The organism is Baekduia soli (assembly GCF_007970665.1).
Classification (GTDB): domain Bacteria; phylum Actinomycetota; class Thermoleophilia; order Solirubrobacterales; family Solirubrobacteraceae; genus Baekduia; species Baekduia soli.
The window spans coordinates 724,695-746,422 of record NZ_CP042430.1 but is presented as its reverse complement, the minus strand read 5'-3'; the positions used below and the strand labels follow the sequence as shown (position 1 = coordinate 746,422).

Sequence of the window (21,728 nt, the reverse complement as noted above, 5' to 3'; positions counted from 1 at the left end):
CGGATGCTCGACCCGCGCCTCTATCGCGTCGCGTTCGTCCCCGTGCTCCTCGCGCTGCTCGTGGCGGCGTTCTCCCTGCAGGATCGCCCGCGGGCGGTGGGGACGACGCTGGTGCCGGACGCCTTCGACGGGGTGCGGGCGCAGCAGACGCTCGACGACCTCGTCGCCCGCTACGAGCGCCGGCGCCCCGGCAGTGCGACCGACGACGCGATGGCCTCCGAGGTCGCACGGCGCCTGCGGGCCGTCGTCCCCGGCACGGTGGAGCAGCACCGCTACCAGGCCGACACGATCGACGGACGGCGCACGCTCGTCGACGTCGTGGCCACGCGCCCGGGCGCGCCGGGGCCGCCGCTGGTCGTCGTCGCCCACCGCGACGCCGCCGGCCCCGGGGCCCGCGCGGAGCTCTCGGCGACCGCGGCGCTCATCGAGCTGGCGACGATCGCCGCCGACGGCCGGCTGCGGCGCACGATCACGTTCATCTCCACCAGCGGCGGCAGCGGGGGCTTCGCGGGCGCCCGCGAGGAGGCCCGCCGGCTCGGCGGCCGCGCCGACGCGGTCCTCGTGCTCGGTGCCGTCGGCGCGACCGGCAGGCGCCGGCCGTTCGTCGTCGGCTGGTCCGACGGGGTGGGCCAGGCGCCGCTGCAGCTCCTGCGCACGGTGCAGAACGCGGTGCGCGCCGAGGTCGGGACCGATCCCGGCGGCCCGCGCGCGGTGACGCAGTGGCTGCGGATGGCCGTCCCGGTGACGGTCGGCGAGCAGGGCGCGTTCCTGCGCGCCGGCCAGCCCGCCGTGCTGCTGTCGGCCACGGGCGAGCGGGCGCCGGCGGCCCGCGCCCCGGTCAGCCGCGAGCGCCTGAGCGCGTTCGGGCGCTCGGCGCTGCGGGTGCTCTACGCGCTGGACGACTTCCGCGACGCGGCGCAGCCGCCGCGGGCCGACCTCGTCATCCGCGGCAAGGTCCTGCCCGAGTGGGCGGTGCGCCTGCTCGTCGGCACGCTGCTGCTGCCCGTGCTGGTGGCGGGCGTCGACGCCCTGGCGCGCACCCGCCGGCGCAACGAGCCCGTGCTGCGCTGGGCGGCATGGACCCTCTCGGCCGCGGTGCCGTTCCTCATGGCCTGCGTGTTCGCGGTGCTGCTGGCCCTGGTCGGGCTCATCGCGGTGGCGCCGGGCGGGCCGATCCCGGCGGTGGCGCTGCGCCTCGGCGCGGGGCCGGCCGGGGCGCTGGCGGCGATCGTGCTCGTCTTCGTGCTCGGCTGGGTGCTCACGCGGCCCGCGCTGCTGCGCGTGGTCGCCGGCGGCGGCCATCCCGACACGCCGGGGGCGGGGATCGCGGTCGGGCTGGTCACGTGGGCGGTCGTGGCCGGGCTCTGGCTGGCCAACCCGTACGCGGCGGCGCTCGCGGTCCCGGCGCTGCACCTGTGGCTGTGGACGTCCTCGCCCGACCTGCGCCTGCCGCGGCCGGCGGGCCTGGCGCTCGTGCTCGCCGCGCTGCTGCCCGTGCTGCTCGTCGGGCTGGCCGACGGCCGGGCGTTCGGCCTGGACGTCCCGCACTCGGTGTGGTTTTGGACGATCCTCGTCGCCGGCGGGCACGTGCCCATCGGCTCCTGGGTGCTGTGGAGCCTGTTCTGGGGCTGCGCGGTGTCGGCGGCGCTCGTGGCGGTGCGCAAGCGCCGCCCGCGCGACGAGGGACCCCAGGACGTCACGGTCCGCGGGCCGGTCAGCTACGCCGGTCCGGGCTCCCTCGGCGGCACCGAGTCGGCGCTGCGGCGGTAGGCGCGCGTGCCGGCGCCCACCGCCTCCCCCCGGCGCCGCCGCGCGCTGCGGGCCGCCTCGACGGTCCTCATCGTCGCCGGGGCGCTCGTCCTGGCCGACGCCGTGCTCACGCTGCTGTGGCAGGAGCCGGTAACCGCGCTGCAGACCCGGCTGCGCCAGGACGGGCTGCGCGACGACCTGCGCCGGCTGCAGCGCGCCGGCCCGACGCGGCTGGAGGCGCGGGCCCTGGCCGGCCTGGCCGGCGACCGCCGGCGCATCGCGTTCCTCGCGCGCTCGCTGCGCCGGCGCACGGCCGAGGGCGACGCCGTGGGCCGCATCCGCATCCCGCGCATCGGCGCCGACTTCGTGGTCGTCAAGGGCTCGAGCGCCGCGGCGCTGCGCAAGGGTCCCGGGACCTACGACCAGACCGCGCTGCCCGGGGTGCCGGGCACGACGGCGATCGCCGGGCACCGCACGACCTACCTGGCCCCGTTCCGGCACATCGACCGCCTGCGCGCGGGCGACGCGATCACCATCGAGATGCCCTACGCGACCTTCACCTACAACGTGGAGCGCACGCGCATCGTCGACCCCGACGCGCTGTGGATCCTGGGCCGGGCCCGCACGGACACGCTCGTGCTCAGCGCGTGCCATCCGCTGTTCAGCGCCGCGAAGCGGATCGTCGTGTTCGCCCGGCTGGCCCGCGTCATACCGCAACCCATCGTGCGGGGTGGACAAGGGTCCGATCGGCTCCCCGCGCCGCTCACCCCCACGCCCGCCTGACCCGATGGTTCCCCACCGGGCCATGCACGTCCAACAGCTCAAGACGCAGGTCCAGCTCGACACCTACGTCGTCGACTGCCGGGCGGTCGCCGAGGCGTTGCTGCTCCGCGCCGCCGGACGTCGCCGGCGGCTCAGCCGACCTCGTGCTCGTGGCCCCGCAGGGTCCGGCCCGGGCGCGCTCCCGCGAAGCTGACCTCGGGCACGCCGCCCGGCGCGACCTCGGCGACCCGGCCGATGACCGTCACCCGCACGGTCAGGCCGGCCAGGGCGGCCGGGGCGACGCAGGCGCACAGCTCGTAGTCCTCGCCGGCGGTCGCCGCCATCTCGCGCGGGTCGGCGCCGAGCTGCGCGGCCACCTCGGCCACGCCGTCGGCCAGCGGCAGGGCGTCGAGGTCGAGCTCCAGGTGCACCCCGCTGCTGCGGGCCAGGTGGGCGGCGTCGGTGGCGATGCCGTCGGAGACGTCGATCATGGCGTGGGCCCCGGCCCGCGCGAGGGCCAGGCCGTCGGCGATCCGCGGCTCGGGACGCAGGTGGCGCGCCACGAGCGCGGCCGGGCCGGTCGCCCGGCCCTCGAGGATGGCCAGCCCCGCGCCGGAGCCCCCGAGCGTGCCGGTGACCACCACGGCGTCGCCGGGCCGCGCGCCGTCGCGCCCGACGAGGGCGGCCTCGTCGTCGGCCCAGCCCACGACGGTCACCGAGATGGTCAGGACCGGCGCGCGCGTGACGTCGCCGCCGGCGATCGTCGTGCCCGTGGCGCGCGCGACGTCCTCCATGCCGCCGGCCAGCGCGGTCGCGTCGTCGGTGTCGAAGCCGGGCGGCAGGCCGAGCACGACGTAGGCCTCGCCCGGCTCGGCGCCCATGGCGGCGAGGTCGCTGAGCGCGGCGGCCATCGCGCGGTGCCCGGCGTCGGCGGGCGTGACGCCGGGGTGGTCGAGGCGGAAGTGGACCCCGTCGACCATGGCGTCGACGCTCACGGCCTGCACGGCCCGGGCGCGCACGACCGCGCAGTCGTCGCCCGACCAGCGGACGATGCGCTGCGAGCGGTTGGTCAGCAGCTCCTGGAACGCGGCGATGAGCGCGAGCTCGCCCATGAGCGCCACGACGCTAGCGGAGACCGCGGGCGGCGAGCGCGAGCCCCTGGCGAGCTCTCGCAGGATGCACCCGGCCCTCCGGGCCGGCGTTCATCGATGGCGGTACACGATCCGCGCCCGGTTGAGGTCGTAGGGGCTGAGCTCGACCCGGACGCGGTCGCCCGGGAGGATCCGGATGCGGAAGCGGCGCATCTTGCCGGCCACGTGGCCGAGGACCTCGTGGCCGTTGTCGAGCTCGACGCGGAACATCGCGTTCGGCAGTGCCTCGAGCACCTCGCCCTCGAACTCGACCTTCTCCTCCTTGGGCATCCCGGGTGACCGTACCAGTGCCGGGGGTGCGCGAAGGAGGGGCCCGCCCCGCTCCTAGGGCGGCGGCGCGGTGCCCCCGCCGGCGCCCGTCGACGGCGCGGGCGCCGGGGTGGGCGTGGGGGCCGGCGTGCCGGTGGCGGGCGTCGTCGGCGTCGCGGCCGGGGCCTGCGTGGTCGGCGTGCCCTGCGGCGGGTTCGCGTAGGCGTCGGGCGGGTACTTCGTCGAGCCGTTGCCGGTGCCCTTGCCGTCCTTGGCGCCCGTCTTGCCCTTCTTGCCCGTCTCCAGGCTCTGGCCGCCGTTGGCGTCGGTCTGGTAGGTGCTCGGGTCGACCTGGTTGCCCTGGACACCGGTCTTGGCGTACTTGCCGAAGAACGGCGTGGACTTGAACGGGACCTTGGGCGCGGCGAAGTCGCCGCAGTAGGAGCCGTGGGCGGTCTTCATGTAGGCGCCCCAGATCGGCGCGGCGACCTCGCCGCCGGCGGCGCCGGCGCCCAGGGTGCGGCGGTCGGTGGCGTGCCCGACCCAGACGGCCGTCGACAGGCGCGGGGTGAAGCCGACGAACCACGCGTCGGTGAAGTCGTCGACCGTGCCGGTCTTGCCGGCCGCCGGGCAGCCGTACTGCGCCTTGGTGCCCGTGCCGGCCTCGACGTTCTTCTTGAGGATCTCGGTCGCCTTGGCGGTGACGCCGTCCTCGAAGGCCTTGTGGCGGTGGATCTTCTCCTGCGTGCAGGTGAACCCGCTGACCGCGTTGACCGCCTTGGGGAAGCAGACCTTGCGCACGGCGGTGACCCGGTTGCGCCAGCCGCCCGACGCGATCGTCGCGTAGGCGTTGGCCATCTCCAGCGGCGTGACGCCCTTGGTCAGGCCGCCCAGGCCCTCGGCGGGGTAGCCGTCGAGGTGGGTCTTGATGCCCATGTCGATCGCGGTCTGCTTGACGTTCTCGGGGCCGACGTCGAGGTCGAGCTGCTCGTAGATCGAGTTGTCGGACTGCAGCGTCGCCCGGACGAGGTTCGCGCGGCCGATGTAGGTGCCCGAGTAGGTGTGGACGTCGATCGGGCCCCACTTGGGGTCGTTGAACTTCAGCGGCATCGACGTGTAGGTCGTGGTGTCCGGGTCCACGCCCATGCGCAGCGCGGTCATCAGGACCATGACCTTGAACGTCGAGCCCGCGGCGTAGTGGCCCTGGGAGGCGAGGTTGAACTTGAACTGGCCGTACTGGGCGTTGGACGCCATGGCCTTGATCTCGCCGTTGCGCGGGTCGACGGAGACGATCGCGCCCGAGCGGTCGGTGCCCGCCAGCGCGGTGTCGATCGACTTGCGCGCGGCCGTCTGCATCTTGAGGTCGAGCGTCGTGTAGATGTGCATCCCGCCGGCGCGCACCTTGTCGACGCCGTACTCGTCGATGAGCTGCTGGCGGACGTAGTCGAAGAAGTAGCTCTCGCGGCGCTTGGAGTAGTAGCCGTTGTCCTTGACGTCGATCTTCGTCGCGATGGCCTTGGCGGCCTGATCCTGGGTGATGTAGCCCTGGCCGGCCATCGCGCGCAGGACGTCGTTGCGACGCTGCGTCGCGCGGGCGCGGTCCAGAAACGGGTTGTAGAGCGAGGGCGCCTGCGGCAGCCCGGCCAGCAGCGCGGCCTGCGAGAGCGTCAGCTCGGAGGCCGACTTGTTGAAGAAGATGCGCGCGGCGGCCTGCACGCCGACTGCGGTCTTGCCGCCGACGGTGCCGTAGGGGACGTTGTTGAGGTACTGGTCCAGGATGTAGCGCTTGCCCTTGCGACCGGGGTGGAGGTTCTCGAACTCCTCGGCCAGCTTGGCCTCGCGGATCTTGCGCTTGTAGCCCTCGATGCCGCTGCGCGTCGTGTTCTTGGTGTACAGGTTGCGGATGAGCTGCATCGTCAGCGTCGAGCCGCCCTGGACGTCGTTCTTGGACTCCAGGTTCTTGACCGCGGCGCGCACGACACCCTCGAAGTCCACGCCCTTGTGGTCGAAGAACCGGCGGTCCTCGATCGCCACCGTGGCGTCGCGCATGACCTGCGGGATCTGGGTCCCGGTGATCGGGGTGCGCAGGATGTCGGTCGTGATGAAGCCCAGGCGGGTGCCGTCGGCGGCGTAGACGACGGAGGCCGCGCCCTGGTCCTGGGGCTTGAGGCTGGAGAGCTCGGGCCCGGAGGTGGCGACGGAGACGACCCAGCCGACGGCGCCGAGCACGGCGAGCGCGGCGAGCGTCGTCAGGACGCCGAGCGCCAGGAAGACGGGGCGGGCGGGTCCACCCTTGTTGCGACTGCGGCGGCGCTGACGTTCGCGGCGGGACATGAGGTGGAGGCGGGCGCTGGTCAGCCCCTCCCCAGAGGCGCGCACGCGAAGTGCTGATTCTAGCCCGGTCCCGAGAACCCTCCGCCGGTCCGACGGCGCGGGTCCGCAGGTGCGGCCCCCGGGGCCGACATCCGCAGCCAACCCGGCCCCTGGGCCGGCGTTCGCCCCTCAGCGCACGCCGGACGCCCGCAGCGCGCCGAGCGCCGCCGCCCGCAGGTCGCCCTCGCGGGCGATCCGGTCGCCGGGCGCGGCCGGGTCGCCGACGACCACCAGGCGCAGCCCCTCGTGGGTGCTCTCGGCCAGCCGCGCGCGGACGCCGAGCGCGCGCAGGGCCTCGAGCGCCACGGCCTCGTCGGCGTCGGGCGCCAGCCACACCGAGACCTCGGTGGAGACCGTCGGCGAGCGGATGGAGTCGTTGCGCAGGATCCCACCGGCCAGGCGCTCGTTGGGGATGAGGATCCGGGCGTCGGCGCCCGTGCGCAGCCACGTGTAGGTCAGCCCGACGTCCTCGACGGTGCCCGTCTCGCCCTCGAACGTGATGAGGTCGCCGATGCGGATCGGCTGCACGACGGCCAGCAGGATCCCGGCGACCGCGTTGGCCAGCGTCTGGCGCGCGGCGAACCCGACGACGGCGGCGGTGATCGCGCTGGAGGCCAGCAGGGTGCGCCCGACCTTGTCGAGCGAGTCGAACTGCGACAGCGCGATCGCGATCGCGATGACGACGATGACCGCCTCGACCGTGCGCCGGGCGAAGCGCAGGCGCGTGGCGGCGTCCTGCGACAGGCCGTCGTAGCCCGTCACGGCACGGGCCAGGCGCCCGGCGCGGCGGACGAGGAAGCGGTCCAGGACGAGCACGATGAGCGCTGCGGCCAGGAGCGTCCCGAGGGCCGTGAACAGCCCGCTGTGGCGGTGGAGCCAGGTCTCCGCGACGATGTGGGTCACGTGGCGCTGACCGTACAAGAGCAGGGGGCCGCGACGAGGGCTCGCCACCGGGCCCCGCTCGCCGATCGCGCCGACCTGGCCGCGGCGTGGCGGGCGTTCTGGATCTCGCGCGTCGTGGTGTGGGCCGCCGGCCTGGCCGCGATCGGCGTCTGGGGCCAACAGGCCGCCCATCGCGTCGCGTTCGACCCGGCCGGTCTCACGCGGCCCTATGGTCCGCTGGCCGACCTGCTCGTCGGCCCGGCCGCCCGCTGGGATTCGGTGTGGTTCCTGGCCATCGCCGGCTCGGGCTACGACGGCGGCGACCGCACCGCGTTCTTCCCGCTCTACCCGCTGCTGGTGCGCGTGGGCGGGATCCTCTGCGGCTCGCCGCTGCTGGCGGCGATCGCGATCTCCTGCGCGGCGTTCCTGGCCGCGCTGGCGGTGCTGCACCGGCTCGCGGTGCTCGAGGTGGGCGACGAGGCCGCGCGCTGGGCGGTCCTGGCCCTCGCGCTGTTCCCGGGCGCGCTCTGGTTCTCGGCGGCCTACTCGGAGTCCCTGTTCCTGCTCGTGTCGGTCGGCGCTGTGCTCTGCGCCCGCACCGGCCGCTGGGCGGCGGCGGGCGTCCTCGGGGCGCTGGCGGCGGCGACGCGCAGCGCCGGCCTGCTGCTGCTCGTGCCGCTCGCGCTGCTGTGGCTCGACGGGTGGCGGGCCCGCGGTCCCGGGCGCGCGCGGGTCGCCGACCTGGCCTGGCTGGGGGTCGTCCCGCTCGGCCTGCTGGCCTACTGTGGCTTCCTCGCACTGGGCGGCCACGGGTTCACGGCCCCGTTCTCGGCCCAGGACACGTGGCACCGCAGCCTGGCCGGCCCCTGGGCCGGGGTGCGCGACGGCGCCGTCGCCGCGTGGGACGGCGCGCGCCAGGTCGTCCACGGCGCCGCGCCGCCCGTGTACTTCCGGCCGGCGGGCGGCGACCCCGTCGAGGTCGGGCGCCACAACCTCATGCTCTTCGGGTTCCTCGTGGCCGCCGTCCCGGCCCTGGCCGGCGCGCTGCGGCGGCTGCCGCTCGCCCACGGCGCCTACGCCGCCACCGCGCTGCTGCTGCCGCTGTCCTATCCCGTGGGCCCGCAGCCGCTGATGTCCCTGCCGCGCTTCGAGGCCGTCCTGTACCCGCTGTTCCTCTGGATCGGCCTCTGGCTCGCGCGCGGGTCGGCGGCGCGCCGCGCAGTCGTCCTCGGGCTCTTCGCCGCCGGCCTGGCGGCGTTCAGCGCGCTCTTCTCGACCTGGCACTGGGTGGCCTGAGCGTGGGCGCCGCACGGGGGCTGGCCGACGGCCGCGACGCCGTCCTGCTCGACGCGATGGGCACGCTGCTGGGCTTCGACCCGCCGGCGCCGCTGCTGTGCGCCGAGCTGGCGCGGCGCGGCGTCACGATCGGCCGCGACGAGGCCGCGGTCGCGCTGCGGGCCGAGATCGCCTACTACCGCGCCCACCACGACGAGGCGGTCGACGGCGCCGCGCTGGCCGACCTGCGCGACCGCTGCGCGGGCGTGCTCGACGCGGCGCTGCCCGAGCACGCGCGTGGCCTGCCGGACCTCCGCGACGTCCTGCTGGCCAGCCTGCGCTTCCGGGCGTTCCCGGACGTCCCGGGCGTGCTGGCGCAGCTGCGCTCGCGCGGCGCGGCGCTCGTCGTCGTCAGCAACTGGGACGTCTCCCTGCACGAGGCCCTGGCGACCACCGGCCTGGCGCCGCTGGTCGACGCGGCCATCAGCTCGGCCGAGGCCGGCGCGGCCAAGCCCGACCCGGCGATCTTCGCCCGGGCGCTGGAGCTGGCCGGCGGCGTGGCGCCCGAGCGGGCGCTGCACGTCGGCGACAGCGTCGAGGCCGACGTCGCCGGCGCCCGCGCGGCGGGGATCGCGCCCGTGCTCGTGGACCGCACCGGGCGCGCCGCGGCCCGCGGCCTGCGCGCCATCGCGGACCTGCGGGCGCTCGTGGGGCCCGAGGGCCCTACCCTCCAGGGCGCATGACGAGCGTCCCGGCCGCGCCGCACCCCTCCCCGCCCGAGCACCCGGAGCTTCCCGCGGGCGCGCCGCCGCGCCGGGCCATGCCCGCGTGGCCGGCCTGGTCGGGCCCCGCGGCCCTCCTCGCGGGCTTCGGCGCGGCGACGCTCCTGGCCATCCTCATCGGCGGCATCGGCGCCGCGTTCGGGGCGAGCCTGAGCGACCCGCCGCCGTCGGTGAGCATCGCGTCGATCGTCGTCCAGGACGCGTGCCTGGTCGGCGCCGCCCTGCTGTTCGCCCGCATCATCGCCCGGCCGCGCCCGTGGCAGTTCGGCCTGCGCCCGCCGTCCAGCGTCCGCGCGGCGATCGGCCTGACGATCGGCGGCTACCTCGCGTTCATCCTCGTCAGCTACCTGTGGCTGACGGCGATCGGCCGGTCCAGCGAGCAGGACACGATCACGAAGGACCTGGGTGCCGACCGCAGCACGATCGCGCTCGTCGCCGTCACGTTCGTGGTGTGCGTGTGCGCGCCGCTGGCCGAGGAGTTCCTGTTCCGCGGCTACTTCTTCGGCTCGCTGCGCCGGCTCGGCCTCTGGCCGGCGGCCGTGCTGACCGGCCTGGCGTTCGGGGTCGTGCACGTCTTCGGCTCGCCGATCGCCTTCCTCGTGCCGCTCGCCGTCCTGGGCACCGGGCTGTGCCTGCTGCGCGACCGGACGCGCTCCCTGTATCCCGGCATCGCCCTGCACTGCATCAACAACTCCTTCGCCATGGCCAGCAGCGAGCACTGGGGCTGGGAGATCCCCGTCGTGCTGATCGGCGCCCTGGGCGGCATCGCGCTGTTCGTGGCCCTCGGGCTGCGGGCCTGGGGTCCAGAGCCGGACCTCGCCGCCCGAACCGCCTGATCCTCGTACCGGACCGCGGTCCTGCTCAGTACGATGCGCGCGCCCATGCGCCGCCCGATCGCCCTCGTCGTCGCCGCTGCCGCCGCCGTCGCCGCGCCGGCCGCGGCGCAGACCCCGGTCCCGTCGGGGACGACGCCGCCCAGCACGACCACGCCGCCCCCCGTCGCCCCGCCGGTCCCGCCGGTCCCGCAGGTCCCCGCCCCGGGCGCCCTGTCCATCGTGCTCAAGAAGGTCACGGGCTCGCCCGCTGCGGTGCTGTCGGGCGATCGCGTCCGCGTCGAGGGGACCGTCGCGCCCTACGTCGCCGGCCAGCAGGTCGTCGTGCGCCTCTACCGCGGGACGACGAAGGTCGTCAGCCGGCGCGTCGCGGTGCGGCCGGGCAGCGACGGGGCCACGGGCACGTTCCTGCTCGGGCTGCGCACGACGGGCCGCGGCCACCTCGTGGTGCGCGCCAGCCATCGCGCCACGGCCGAGCAGGCGACGATGGTCGCCAAGGCCCACGGGCTCGACGTGCTGCCCCGCAGCGTGGCGCCCGGCGCCCGCGGCGCCGGCGTGCGCCTCCTGCAGAGCCGCCTGCGCCGCCTGGGCTACGTCGTCGGCGCCCGCGGCCTCTACGACGCGCGCACCGCGCGGGCCGTCCTGGCCTTCCGCAAGGTCACCGGCCTGGCGCGCACGGAGACCGCGACGAGCGACATGATGCGCCGCCTCGTGCGCGGCGCCGGGCGGTTCAAGATCCGCTTCCCCAAGCACGGCAAGCACGTCGAGGCGGATCTCTCGCTGCAGGTCATGGCGCTCATCAAGGGCGGCAAGGTCGACCGGATCTACCCGATCTCGTCGGGCAAGCCGTCGACGCCGACGGTCCTGGGCACGTTCCGCGTGTACTCCAAGACGCCCGGGACCAACGCCAAGGGCATGGTCTTCACGTCCTACTTCCACGGCGGCTACGGGATCCACGGCTACGCCGAGGTCCCGGTCTACGCGGCCAGCCACGGGTGCCTGCGCGAGCCGGTGCCCGACGCCGTGTCGATCTTCCGCTGGATCTCCTATGGCGACCTCGTGGACGTCTACACCTAGGCCTAGCCCCTAGGCGAGGTCGTGCGCAGTCTCCGCGGCCAGGTGGCGCAGGAGCCCGGGCATCCCGCCGCGGGCGTGTGCCGCGCGCTGGCGGTCGGCCCCGCCCCCCTCGGTCAGCAGCCGCTCCACGAGGCCCAGCTGCTCCTCGGAGCCCAGCTCGGCGGCGAACGGGCGGGCGCGGGCCACGGCGGCGCGCGCGATCTCGGGCACCGGGCGCAGCGCGCCCTCGTGCAGCAGCGTGGCGCCCAGCCCGTCGCGCGCGGCGCGGAAGCTCGACTCCATGAGGACCGCCCGCGGCGTCCAGGAGAGCCGGTCGTCCTCGGCGGCCGCGCGCGCCAGCCCGGCGACGAGCGCGGTGAGCGCCGCGACCGACCACAGCGACGACTGCGCGTCCATGGCGCGCAGCTCGACCGTGCCCAGGCGCGGGTGGGGCCGCAGGTCCCACCACAGGAACGTGTAGTCGGGCGCGTCGCCGGCCGCCACGAGCTGGTCGACGAGATCCTCGAACGCGGCGAACGACGCGAACGCCGGGGGGATGTCGCCGCGCGGGTAGCCTCGGAAGAGCTGGGCCCGCGCCGTCGCCAGCCCGGAGTCGTGTCCGTGCCAGAACGGCGAGTTGGCCGCCAGCGCCTGCAGCAGCGGCAGGTGCTCGCGCAGGCCGTTGTACACGCGGATGGCCGTCTCGGCGTCCGGCATCCCCACGTGCACGTGCAGCGCGCACGTCGGGGTGCGCCGCAGCAGGCCGCGCAGCTGCGCGTGGATCTCGTCGTAGCGCGCCTCGGGCACGTGCACCACGTCGCCGAACGCGCCGTCGGGATGGATGCCGGCGCCGATGAGCGTCGCCCCGGCGGCCCGGGCCCGGGCGCGCAGCGCGGCGATGGACGCCACGCCCTCGCCCGCCGAGTGCACGACGGGCGAGGCGAGCTCGACGAGCGCGGCGTAGGTGTCGGGGTGCGCCGACCCCGTCCCCTCCGGCACCTCCATCCGCTCCAGGACCTCGACGCCCGTGTGCGACAGCGCGAGCGTCACCGGGTCGACGACGATGAGCTCCTCCTCGACGCCGAGGGCGAAGTCCCGCCCGGCGCCGCCGAAGGCCGTGGCCGTCATCGTCCGGCGGCGAAGCGGGCAAGCAGGCCGAGCCCGAAGCCGTAGACCAGCAGCGCCAGCAGCGCGGGCACCGTCCGGCGCACCCACTTGCTCGAGCTGCTGCGGGCGACGAACGCGAACGGCTTGAGCAGGACGTCGTTGGCGTCGTCGATGGCCTCGTGCACCTTGCCGTTGACCCGCTCGCGCGCGCGCTCCTGGTCCGGGCTGGGGTCGGCGACGCGGGCCGCCTGACGCCCGGCGATCTCCTGCTGGGTGTCCTGGGAGGCCGCGTTGGTCTCGTTGGCGGCGAACCACACCCACCCGGCCGCGACCAGGAGGCTGCAGATGATCGCCGCCAGTCGCAGGACGCGCTCCAGCACGTCCTTAGACTACGGCCGCTCATGGACGCCACCCAACGCCTCGTGGACGAACTTCGGATCCACGCCCTCGTCATCGGCGAGGTCGTGTTAACCAGCGGAGCCACCGCCCAGTACTACGTCGACGCCAAGCGCGCGATCCTGCGCCCGCCCGGCTTCGCCGCGCTCGGCGAGATCGTCGCCGGCCACGCTGCCGGCTGGGGCGCGACCGCGGTCGGCGGCCTGACCATGGGCGCCGACCCCGTCGCGTGCGCGGCGCTGGCGGGCGGGTTCGACGGCAAGGCCTTCTTCGTGCGCAAGGACGCCAAGCAGCACGGGCTGCAGCGGCGCATCGAGGGCCCGCTGCTGGAGCCCGGCGACCGCTGCGTGATCGTCGAGGACGTGGTGACGACCGGTGGCTCGACCCTGCAGGCCATCGAGGCCGTCCAGGAGGCCGGCCTGGAGATCGTCGGGGTCGTCTCGGTCCTGGACCGCCTCGCCGGCGGCGGCGCGGCCATCGAGGCGGCGGCCGGGGCGCCCTACGTGGCCTGCGCCACGATCGACGACATCCATCCGGATCGCCCGGACCGCGGGTAGGCGCGCCGCCGGGGTGTCCGCGATGCACGCGCCGGCCGACGGTGACGACCGGCCTGCCCTCCTGGGCGGCCCGCACCTGCAGGTGCTGCTCGTCGAGGACGACGACGGCGACGCGTTCCTCTTCGAGGACCTCCTGCAGGACTCCGATCTCGAGGTGACGGTCGTGCGCCGGCGCAACGTCGCCGACGCCGTGCAGGCGCTCTCGGCCGAGATCTCCTGCGTGGTGCTCGACCTCGGCCTGCCCGACGCCGACGGGCTCACGGCCCTGCACCGCCTGCGCGCGGCGGGGCCCGGCGTCCCCATGCTCGTGCTGACGGGCCTGTCGGACGCGGCCCGCGGCCTGGAGGCCGTGGCCGCCGGCGCGCAGGACTACCTCCTCAAGGGCCGGGTCGACGGCGAGCTGCTGGCCCGGTCCATCCGCTACGCCGTGGAGCGCCAGCGGGCCGAGCTCGTCCACGACGAGCTGCGCGCCGCGCAGCGCGACGCCGAGGAGAGCGCCCGCCTCGAGCGCGGGCTGCTGCCGCGCCCGATCGTCTCCGACCCGCGCCTGCAGGTCGCGACGGGCTCGCGCCCCGGACGCGCCCGGACGCTGCTGGGCGGCGACTTCTTCGACGTCGTGCAGTGCGGGGACGGCACGCTGCACGCCGTCATCGGCGACGTCTGCGGCCACGACCCCGACGCGGCGGCGCTCGGCGTGTGCCTGCGCATCGCCTGGCGCACGCTCGTCCTGGGCGACCGCCCGGCCGCCGAGGTCCTGCCGACCCTGGAGCAGGTGCTCGTCCACGAGCGCCTGGGCGACGACGCGTTCGCCACGGCGTGCATGGTCAGCGTCGCGCCCGACCGGCGCAGCGCCGAGGTCCGCGTCGCCGGCCACCCGGCCCCGGTCCTCGTCGACGACGGCGGCGCCCGCGAGCTGCCCGCGCCGCCCGCGCGCCCGATGCTCGGCATCGGGTCCGGGCCGGGGTCCTGGCCGGCCGCGGCGATCGCGCTGCCCGCGTGCTGGGACCTGCTGCTCTACACCGACGGCCTCATCGAGGGCCGTGTCGGCCGCGGCGCCGAGCGGCTGGGCGCCGAACGCCTGGTGCAGCTCGTCGGGGGCCGGACGCCGTGCCGAGCGGCGAGGCCGGCCACGCGCTCATCGACCGGCTGGTCGGCACGGCGCTGGAGCTCAACGGCGGCGACCTGGCCGACGACGTCGCGCTCGTGGTGCTGTCGGTGGACGCCGATGGCTGAGCCCGCTGCGGCGCCCGTCATCGCGCCGTCGCGCCTGACGCGCCGGACCAGCGGCCAGTGGCTCGGCCTGGGCGCGGGCGCGCTCGTGCTCGCCGCGCTCGCGGGGCTGCTCATCACGCTGCTGGCGCTGCACCGCCTCGCGGGGGCCCGCACGCAGGTCGTCGACCGCGTGGACCCCGCGCGCATCGCCGCGCAGCGCTACCTCATCGGGATGGTCGACCAGGAGACCGCGGTGCGCGGCTACGTCCTGTCGGGCCAGGCGTCGTTCCTGCGGCCCTACCGCACGGGCGCGGCCGACGCCGGGCGGGCGCGCGCGGCCATCGCCGCCGTCGCGGCCACGGGCTCGGTCGACCGCCTCGGCGCCGACCTGGCGGTCGTGCGCGCCCGCGAGCGCGTGTGGGTGGACGGTTACGCGCGACCCGTCATCGCGGCCGTCCGCGACCGGGGCCCCGACCCGGCGTCGGCTCCGTCGGTGGCCGACGGCAAGGCGCGCTTCGACGCGCTGCGGACCGCGTTCGGCCGCCTGGACGCCGACCTCGCGGTCCTGCGCGCTCGTGAGCGCGCGCGCCTGCGCCACGCCGCGACGGCGGCCACCGTGGCCGTGCTCATCGCGGGCCTGCTGCTGCTGGCCGCCGCGCTGGCCGCCTCGGCGACGCTGCGTCGCGTCGTCACGACGCCGCTGGCGCGGCTGGCCGCCGACGCGCGCCGGGTCGCCCGCGGGGCGTTCGACGCGCCGGTGCGCGTGCAGGGCCCGCGCGACATCGCCGGGCTGAGCACCGACGTCGACTCCATGCGCCGCCGCATCCTCGCCGAGCTGGAGGAGGTCCAGGCCGCGCGCCGCCGGCTCGAGGCCCAGGCCCTCGACCTCCAGCGCTCCAACGCCGAGCTCGAGCAGTTCGCCTACGTCGCCTCCCACGACCTCCAGGAGCCCCTGCGCAAGGTGGCGAGCTTCTGCGGGATGCTCCAGCACCGCTACCACGGGCAGCTCGACGAGCGCGCCGACCAGTACATCGACTTCGCCGTCGACGGCGCCAAGCGCATGCAGGGCCTCATCAACGACCTGCTCGCGTTCTCGCGCGTGGGGCGCATGGCCGGCGAGATGCGCCCGGTGGACATGGGCGACGTCGCCGCCGAGGCGCTGTCCAACCTGGAGACCGCGATCGCCGAGGCCGGGGCCACCGTCGTGGTCGCCGGCGACCTCGAGCGGGTGCCCGGCGACCGCAGCCTGCTCGTGGCGCTGCTGCAGAACCTCGTGGCCAACGCGGTCAAGTTCGCCGGCGACGAGCCGCCGCAGGTCCGCATCTCGGCGTCCGGCGGCGAGGGCGACGGCGTCCGCACGTTCGCCGTCGACGACAACGGCATCGGCATCGAGCCCCGCTACGCCGACCGCATCTTCGTGATCTTCCAGCGGCTGCACCCCAAGGAGGAGTACGAGGGCACCGGGATCGGCCTGGCGATGTGCCGCAAGATCGTGGAGTTCCACGGCGGCCGGATCTGGCTCGAGCCCGTCGGCGCCCTCGGGGGCGCCTCGTTCCGATTCACCCTGCCCCTCGTCCAGGAGGACGACGCATGACCCCCAAGCCCGCAGGCCAGCCGATCGAGGTCCTCCTGGTGGAGGACGACCCCGGCGACGTCCTGCTCATCCGCGAGGCGTTCGAGTTCAACAAGCTCCTCAACCACCTCACCGTCGTCAGCGACGGCGAGCAGGCCCTGGCCTACCTGCGCCGCGAGGGTCCCTACGCCGATGTCGGCCGCCCCGACCTCGTGCTGCTGGACCTCAACCTGCCGCGCAAGGACGGGCGCGAGGTCCTGGCCGAGGTCAAGGGCGACCCCGATCTGCGGACGATCCCGATCGTGGTGCTCACGACGTCCGAGGCCGAGGAGGACGTGCTGCGCAGCTACCAGCTGCACGCCAACGCCTACGTGACCAAGCCCGTGGACTTCGAACGGTTCGTCGCGATCGTGCGCCAGATCGACGACTTCTTCGTGTCCGTCGTACGCCTGCCGTCGTAGGCTTCGTTGCTCCGCCCCGATAGCTCAGATGGATAGAGCGTCCCCCTCCTAAGGGGAAGGCCGCTGGTTCGAATCCAGCTCGGGGCGTCCGCCGTCGCGGCCGTGTGCCGAACCGGATGCGCCGATTCGGCACAGCATTGCATCACTGGTTGGCCGACCTGGAGTCATTTGGCTCCAGAGCTTGCGTGAACATGAGGTTGCGTGTGGTCAAGTCTCCTGACATATGCCGGGCATAAGGAGTAGCCTGCGCGCGGTTCTGTCGAAGGGCACTCCCCATCCGGGGAGGTTGCAGGGACCCGACGGCGGACATCGAACAGCCTTGGGAGAGGGACCCATCAAGCAGGACGAGACCACCCGCGGGGAGGGCAGGGCGTGAGCACCGGCGCTTCCGAGACGCTCCTCGAGAGCGAGCCGATCGATGCCGGCGGCGAGTCCGCGGCCGAGATCGCCGCACGATCACCGCTGGAGCTCTTCTGGCGCCGGCTGCGACGCGACAAGGTCGCGCTCGTCTCGCTGGGCATCGTGCTCTTCATGGTGTTCGTCGCGATCTTCGCGCCGCTCATCGTCAAGCTCTTCGGGTTCCCGGACCCGAACACGCAGAACGAGAACCTGCTCAGCGACTTCGGGCAGCCCACGGGGCCGAGCGGCGCGCACCCGTTCGGGGTCGACAGTCGCGGCCGCGACATCCTGTCGCGCGTGATCTACGGCTCTCGCGTCTCGCTGGAGGTCGCGTTCATCGCGACGGCGCTCATCGTGATCATCGGCGTCACCGCCGGGCTGGTCACGGGCTACTACCGCGGCAAGGTCGACACCGGCATCAGCCGGCTCATGGACCTGTTCCTGGCCTTCCCCGTGCTCGTGCTCGCCGTCGGCCTCGGGGTCGCCTGCGCCGACGGCTGCCTCGGCGGGGTCATCCAGCCGGGCCTGATGGTCGTCATCTTCGTCATCACCCTGACGACATGGCCGTACATGGCGCGCATCGTGCGCGGTCAGGTGCTGTCCCTGCGCGAGCGCGAGTTCGTCGAGGCGGCCCGCTCCCTGGGCGCCAGCGATCGGCGCATCATCTTCAAGGAGATCCTTCCCAACCTCGTGGCGCCGATCATCGTCTACGCGACGGTCCTGATTCCGCAGAACATCCTGTACGAGGCCGCGCTCTCGTTCCTGGGCGTCGGGGTCGACCCGTCCAAGCCCAGCTGGGGCGCGATGATCTCCGACGCCACCGACATCTTCCAGGACGCCTGGTGGTTCATGGTCTTCCCTGGTCTGGCGCTCCTGATCACGGTCCTCGCCTTCAACATCGTCGGCGACGGACTCCAGGACGCCCTCAACCCGCGGACGTCGAAGTAAGTGCACGTGCGACGCCGCCCCGTCCCGACGCCGGTGCTTGAGGAGCGCCGGCCGTCACGTCAGAAAGGACCCCACATGACTCGGAGTCACCTCCGATTCCTGCTGGCGGGTGTGCTCGGCATGCTCGCGTTCGTGGTCGCCGCCTGTGGCGGCAGCTCTAGCAGCAGTTCCTCGTCGTCCGGTTCGTCCGCGAGCAGCAGCGCTGCCGCGACGAAGAAGGCGGCCGAGGCCCCGGCCAAGAAGGGCGGCAAGATCACGATGCTTGCCTCCTCCGACGTCGACTACGTCGACCCGGGCCACACCTACTACACGTTCGGCGAGATGATCACGCTGGCGACCAACCGCCCGCTGTACTCGTTCAAGCCGACCGACGCCAACAAGCCCGTGCCGGACCTCGCCGACGGCGAGGCCCAGGTCTCGGCCGACAAGAAGACCGTCACGGTCAAGATCAAGTCGGGCATCAAGTACGCCCCGCCGGTCAACCGCGAGGTCACCTCCAAGGACGTCAAGTACGCCATCGAGCGCTTCTTCTCGTCCAACGTCGGCGGCCAGTACCCGGGCTACTTCCAGGTCATCGAGGGCGCGCCCAAGAAGCCCACGACCGGCGTCAAGCCGATCTCGGGCATCACGACGCCCGACGACCACACGATCGTGTTCAAGCTCACGGAGCCGACGGCCGTGTCGTTCATCGCCGCTCTGGTCATGCCGATCACGGTCCCGGTGCCGGAGGAGTACGCCAAGCCGTTCGACGCCAAGGCGCAGTCGACGTACAACACGCATGTCGCGTTCACCGGCCCGTACATGATCCCCAACGACAGCTCGGGCAACCTGACGGGCTACAAGCCGGGCAAGAGCATCACGATGGTCCGCAATCCCAACTGGGATCCCAAGACCGACTACCGGCCGGCCTACGCGGACTCGTACTTCATCCGCACCAACGCGTCGGACGCCAACGTGGCGGCGCGCCAGGTCATCGACGGGTCGAACATGCTGCTCGACACCAACCCGCCGTCGAACATCCTCAAGGACCTGGTCACCAAGGTGAAGGACCAGTACACCTCGGTCCCGTCGGGCGGCTACCGCTACTTCCCGCTGAACACCGAGGTCAAGCCCTTCGACAACATCAACGTCCGCAAGGCCGTGATGGCCGGCTTCGACCGCAACGCGGCCCGGCTGGCGCGTGGCGGCAAGTACATCGGCGACATCGCGACGCACTGGCTGCCGCCGGACTTCCCGGGCTTCCAGGAGTCGGGCGGGTACAAGGGCTTCCCCGACATCGACTACTTCAACGCGAACAACGAGTCGGGTGACATGGCGCTGTCCGCCAAGTACTTCAAGGCTGCGGGCTACGCCTCGGGCAAGTACGAGGGCAACAACGAGCTCCTGATGGTGGGCGCCAACGCCGACCCGGGCAAGGCCCAGGCCGAGGTCGCCAAGAACCAGCTCGAGAAGATGGGCTTCAAGGTGCGGCTGCGCCTCGTTCCCCAGGACTCGGTCTACACCGACTGGTGCCAGGTCCCGTCCAAGAAGGTCGCCATGTGCGGCGGCGCCGGCTGGTTCAAGGACTTCGCCGACCCGCAGTCGATGCTCGAGCCGGTCTTCAAGGGCTCGCTGATCAACCGCTCCAGCGGCAACATCAACTACTCGATGCTCAACGATCCCAAGGTCGACGACGCCATGAACAAGGCGGCGCTGCTCGAGGGTGAGCCCCGCCTGAAGGCGTGGGCGGCCATCGACAAGATGATCATCCAGGATGCCGCCGGCATCCCGTTCATCTGGGACAAGACCACGCTCGTGCGGTCGAAGAACATCAACGGTGTTCCGAACCCGTACATCGCGCTCTGGGACCTGTCCTTCACCTCCGTCAAGTAAGCACCTGATGCGTCACCGCCGCCCCGGGCCCGGCCCGGGGCGGCGGCCGCATCGCTAGGACCTTTCCTCCTCACATGGCCGCCTACATCGCGCGACGTCTTCTCTGGACGATCCTGCTCCTGCTGGTGATCTCCGCGGTCACCTTCCTCATCTTCTACGTGCTGCCGTCGGGCGATCCGGCGACCGCGCGCGCAGGCCGCGATCCGTCCCCGGCGCTCGTCGCGTCGATCCGCCACCAGCTCGGGCTGGACAGGTCCCTGCCGGCGCAGTACTGGGACTACACGAGGAAGCTGTTCTTCCACTTCGACTTCGGCCACAGCTTCACGAACAACACCTCGGTCAAGTCGCTGATCTTCGACCGGCTGCCCAACACGGTCTTCCTCGTCGTCGGAGCCGCGATCATCTGGTTCCTGGCCGGCGTGGGCATCGGCATCGTCTCCGCCGTCAAGCGCGGATCCTTCTGGGACCGCGCGCTCATGGGCGGTGCGCTCGTGCTCATCTCGGCGCCCGTCTACTGGATGGGGCTGGTCTGCCTGTACCTGTTCTCCAACGACATCGGGCGGTTCAAGATCTTCCCGGGCTCCGGCGCCTACCAGGACGCGCACGGGTTCTTCAGCAAGTGCTGGACCCTGGTGATGCCATGGCTCGTCCTGGCCGCCGCGTTCGCCGCCATCTACGCCCGATTGCTGCGCTCCAACCTCCTCGAGACCATGAACGAGGACTACATCCGGACGGCGCGGGCCAAGGGCCTGCCGGAACGGCGGGTGATCCTGCGCCACGGTGTGCGCTCGGCGATCACGCCGGTCATCACCGTGCTCGGGCTGGACATCGGCATCCTCATGGGCGGCGCGATCCTGACCGAGACCGTGTTCAACATCGACGGCATCGGCCGCCTGTCCTTTGACGCGATCCAGCGCGGGGACCTCGCCACGATCCAGGGCACGACCATGGTGCTCGCGGCCGCCGTGGCGATCATGAGCCTGGTCGTCGACATCCTGTACGCCTTCCTCGACCCACGCGTGCGCTACTAGATGCCTGAGCCGCTGCTCGAGGTCAAGGACCTCGCCGTCCACTTCGAGACCGAGGACGGTCTCGTCAAGGCCGTCGACGGCATCAGCTACAGCGTGCAGCGCGGCAAGGCGCTGGGGATCGTGGGCGAGTCGGGCTCGGGCAAGTCCGTGTCGAGCATGACCGTGATGGGCCTGACCCGCGCGAGCAACGCGCGCATCACCGGGTCGATCACGTTCGACGGCCAGGACCTGCTGGCGGCCTCGGACGCCGAGATGCGCAAGGTGCGCGGCGGCGACGTGGCCATGATCTTCCAGGACCCGCTGTCCTCGCTGCACCCGTTCTACAAGATCGGCCACCAGCTCGTGGAGGCCCGTCGCGCCCACCACCACGAGGAGTCCAAGGCCAAGGCGCGGGACCGCGCCGTGGAGATGCTCGGCCTGGTCGGCATCCCGGAGCCGCGCCGGCGCATCGACAGCTACCCGCACGAGTTCTCGGGCGGCATGCGCCAGCGCGTCATGACCGCGATGGCGCTGATCAACGACCCGAAGCTGCTCATCGCCGACGAGCCGACGACCGCGCTGGACGTGACCGTCCAGGCGCAGATCCTCGAGCTGATCCAGCGCCTGCAGCGCGAGCTCGACACCGCCGTGGTGATGATCACCCACGACCTCGGCGTGGTCGCCGAGGTCACCGAGGAGATCGCGGTCATGTACGCAGGGCGCATCGTGGAGTTCGGCGCCGTCGACACGATCTTCGCCGCGCCCGAGCACCCGTACACCTGGGGCCTGCTCAAGTCGATCCCACGCCTGGACACCCCGCGCGACGAGGAGCTCGTGCCGATCTTCGGCCGCCCGCCGTCGCTCATCACCAAGCCCTCGGGCTGCGCGTTCCACCCGCGCTGCCCCTACGTGCGCGAGGCGCACAAGACGGTCGACCCGACGCTGGAGCCGACCGGCGGCGCCGACCCGATCCACAAGGTCGCCTGCCTCCTGCCCGCCGAGACGCGCCGCTCGCTGTGGTCGGCGCTGCGCAGCGGCGACAGCCCGGACGCCGCCGTGCAGGGCGTCGACATCCCGAGCA

At 73.5% G+C, this 21,728-nt stretch carries 18 protein-coding genes, 1 tRNA gene and 1 pseudogene; 14 read left to right on the top strand and 6 right to left on the bottom strand.

Features of this window, described 5'->3' with window-relative positions; translation table 11 throughout:
• The first annotated feature begins 3 nt into the window (after positions 1-3).
• Both FSW04_RS03405 and FSW04_RS03400 read left to right on the top strand, forming a co-directional pair.
• A complete protein-coding gene (locus tag FSW04_RS03405; protein WP_146916263.1) occupies positions 4-1,770 on the top strand; it encodes a M28 family peptidase in 1,767 nt (588 codons plus the stop codon).
• A gap of 6 nt (positions 1,771-1,776) precedes the next feature.
• Positions 1,777-2,532 (top strand): sortase, encoded by a 756-nt coding sequence (locus tag FSW04_RS03400; RefSeq protein WP_146916261.1) that lies wholly within the window; start codon positions 1,777-1,779, stop codon positions 2,530-2,532.
• Between the two features lie 131 nt (positions 2,533-2,663).
• Here FSW04_RS03400 and thiL read toward each other — a convergent pair whose 3' ends face one another.
• From thiL to FSW04_RS03380, 4 genes are all read right to left on the bottom strand, one after another.
• The gene (gene thiL, locus FSW04_RS03395) at positions 2,664-3,623 is read right to left on the bottom strand and encodes a thiamine-phosphate kinase (RefSeq protein WP_146916259.1); all 960 of its coding nucleotides are present in this window, start codon (positions 3,621-3,623) and stop codon (positions 2,664-2,666) included.
• 90 nt (positions 3,624-3,713) lie between these two features.
• Entirely contained in the window at positions 3,714-3,932 is a 219-nt protein-coding gene (gene infA / locus FSW04_RS03390; RefSeq protein WP_146916257.1) for a translation initiation factor IF-1, read from the bottom strand.
• A gap of 54 nt (positions 3,933-3,986) precedes the next feature.
• Entirely contained in the window at positions 3,987-6,245 is a 2,259-nt protein-coding gene (locus FSW04_RS03385) for a transglycosylase domain-containing protein (RefSeq protein ID WP_146916255.1), read from the bottom strand.
• 168 nt (positions 6,246-6,413) lie between these two features.
• The gene (locus tag FSW04_RS03380) at positions 6,414-7,187 is read right to left on the bottom strand and encodes a mechanosensitive ion channel family protein (protein WP_187369214.1); all 774 of its coding nucleotides are present in this window, start codon (positions 7,185-7,187) and stop codon (positions 6,414-6,416) included.
• On the opposite strand from FSW04_RS03380, the gene FSW04_RS03375 reads away from it, so the two are divergent.
• From FSW04_RS03375 to FSW04_RS03360, 4 genes are read left to right on the top strand one after another with little or no spacing between them, the layout of a single operon-like run.
• Positions 7,188-8,462, top strand: coding sequence for a mannosyltransferase family protein (locus tag FSW04_RS03375; protein ID WP_187369213.1), 1,275 nt, complete (start codon positions 7,188-7,190; stop codon positions 8,460-8,462).
• 2 nt (positions 8,463-8,464) lie between these two features.
• Positions 8,465-9,184, top strand: coding sequence for an HAD family hydrolase (locus FSW04_RS03370; RefSeq protein WP_228430854.1), 720 nt, complete (start codon positions 8,465-8,467; stop codon positions 9,182-9,184).
• Positions 9,181-10,059 carry a CPBP family intramembrane glutamic endopeptidase gene (locus tag FSW04_RS03365; RefSeq protein WP_146916249.1) on the top strand — a complete coding sequence of 293 codons (879 nt, stop codon included), beginning with the start codon at positions 9,181-9,183 and terminating at the stop codon, positions 10,057-10,059. Before FSW04_RS03370 ends, FSW04_RS03365 begins: the two co-directional genes overlap by 4 nt.
• A gap of 45 nt (positions 10,060-10,104) precedes the next feature.
• Positions 10,105-11,133: a L,D-transpeptidase gene (locus tag FSW04_RS03360; RefSeq protein WP_146916247.1), complete on the top strand. Its 1,029-nt coding sequence runs from the start codon at positions 10,105-10,107 to the stop codon at positions 11,131-11,133.
• A gap of 9 nt (positions 11,134-11,142) precedes the next feature.
• Here the strand turns inward: FSW04_RS03360 and FSW04_RS03355 are convergent, their stop codons facing one another.
• Together FSW04_RS03355 and FSW04_RS03350 are read right to left on the bottom strand one after the other, a co-directional pair.
• Entirely contained in the window at positions 11,143-12,240 is a 1,098-nt protein-coding gene (locus tag FSW04_RS03355; protein WP_146916245.1) for a carboxylate-amine ligase, read from the bottom strand.
• On the bottom strand, positions 12,237-12,599 hold the full coding sequence (locus tag FSW04_RS03350; RefSeq protein ID WP_146916243.1) for a hypothetical protein: 363 nt from the start codon (positions 12,597-12,599) through the stop codon (positions 12,237-12,239). Before FSW04_RS03350 ends, FSW04_RS03355 begins: the two co-directional genes overlap by 4 nt.
• 21 nt (positions 12,600-12,620) lie before the next feature.
• Here FSW04_RS03350 and pyrE point away from each other — a divergent pair, with 21 nt between their 5' ends.
• From pyrE to FSW04_RS03310, 8 genes and pseudogenes are all read left to right on the top strand, one after another.
• Positions 12,621-13,172 (top strand): orotate phosphoribosyltransferase, encoded by a 552-nt coding sequence (pyrE, locus tag FSW04_RS03345; protein ID WP_146916241.1) that lies wholly within the window; start codon positions 12,621-12,623, stop codon positions 13,170-13,172.
• Between the two features lie 22 nt (positions 13,173-13,194).
• Positions 13,195-15,978, top strand: a complete 2,784-nt coding sequence (locus tag FSW04_RS03340; RefSeq protein WP_228431378.1) for a SpoIIE family protein phosphatase — start codon at positions 13,195-13,197, stop codon at positions 15,976-15,978.
• The gene (locus FSW04_RS03335; protein WP_146916236.1) at positions 15,975-16,418 is read left to right on the top strand and encodes a response regulator; all 444 of its coding nucleotides are present in this window, start codon (positions 15,975-15,977) and stop codon (positions 16,416-16,418) included. Before FSW04_RS03340 ends, FSW04_RS03335 begins: the two co-directional genes overlap by 4 nt.
• A 13-nt stretch (positions 16,419-16,431) precedes the next feature.
• A tRNA-Arg gene (locus FSW04_RS03330) sits at positions 16,432-16,505 on the top strand.
• Between the two features lie 285 nt (positions 16,506-16,790).
• On the top strand, positions 16,791-17,765 hold the full coding sequence (locus FSW04_RS03325) for an ABC transporter permease (RefSeq protein ID WP_146916234.1): 975 nt from the start codon (positions 16,791-16,793) through the stop codon (positions 17,763-17,765).
• A gap of 75 nt (positions 17,766-17,840) precedes the next feature.
• On the top strand, positions 17,841-19,637 hold the full coding sequence (locus FSW04_RS03320; protein WP_146916232.1) for an ABC transporter substrate-binding protein: 1,797 nt from the start codon (positions 17,841-17,843) through the stop codon (positions 19,635-19,637).
• Between the two features lie 74 nt (positions 19,638-19,711).
• Positions 19,712-20,668, top strand: a complete 957-nt coding sequence (locus FSW04_RS03315) for an ABC transporter permease (RefSeq protein ID WP_146916230.1) — start codon at positions 19,712-19,714, stop codon at positions 20,666-20,668.
• Positions 20,669-21,670 (top strand): annotated as a pseudogene (locus tag FSW04_RS03310) (ABC transporter ATP-binding protein); the annotation flags it as partial.
• Positions 21,671-21,728 lie beyond the last annotated feature (58 nt).

What these genes read in the sequence shown, in the direction of transcription:
- FSW04_RS03405 (WP_146916263.1), top strand. Translation starts at nt 4, where the DNA reads ATGCTCGACCCGCGCCTCTATCGCGTCGCGTTCGTCCCCGTGCTCCTC.
- thiL (WP_146916259.1), bottom strand. Translation starts at nt 3,623, where the DNA reads ATGGGCGAGCTCGCGCTCATCGCCGCGTTCCAGGAGCTGCTGACCAAC.
- infA (WP_146916257.1), bottom strand. Translation starts at nt 3,932, where the DNA reads ATGCCCAAGGAGGAGAAGGTCGAGTTCGAGGGCGAGGTGCTCGAGGCA.
- FSW04_RS03385 (WP_146916255.1), bottom strand. Translation starts at nt 6,245, where the DNA reads ATGTCCCGCCGCGAACGTCAGCGCCGCCGCAGTCGCAACAAGGGTGGA.
- FSW04_RS03365 (WP_146916249.1), top strand. Translation starts at nt 9,181, where the DNA reads ATGACGAGCGTCCCGGCCGCGCCGCACCCCTCCCCGCCCGAGCACCCG.
- FSW04_RS03360 (WP_146916247.1), top strand. Translation starts at nt 10,105, where the DNA reads ATGCGCCGCCCGATCGCCCTCGTCGTCGCCGCTGCCGCCGCCGTCGCC.
- FSW04_RS03355 (WP_146916245.1), bottom strand. Translation starts at nt 12,240, where the DNA reads ATGACGGCCACGGCCTTCGGCGGCGCCGGGCGGGACTTCGCCCTCGGC.
- pyrE (WP_146916241.1), top strand. Translation starts at nt 12,621, where the DNA reads ATGGACGCCACCCAACGCCTCGTGGACGAACTTCGGATCCACGCCCTC.
- FSW04_RS03340 (WP_228431378.1), top strand. Translation starts at nt 13,195, where the DNA reads ATGCACGCGCCGGCCGACGGTGACGACCGGCCTGCCCTCCTGGGCGGC.
- FSW04_RS03335 (WP_146916236.1), top strand. Translation starts at nt 15,975, where the DNA reads ATGACCCCCAAGCCCGCAGGCCAGCCGATCGAGGTCCTCCTGGTGGAG.
- FSW04_RS03320 (WP_146916232.1), top strand. Translation starts at nt 17,841, where the DNA reads ATGACTCGGAGTCACCTCCGATTCCTGCTGGCGGGTGTGCTCGGCATG.
- FSW04_RS03315 (WP_146916230.1), top strand. Translation starts at nt 19,712, where the DNA reads ATGGCCGCCTACATCGCGCGACGTCTTCTCTGGACGATCCTGCTCCTG.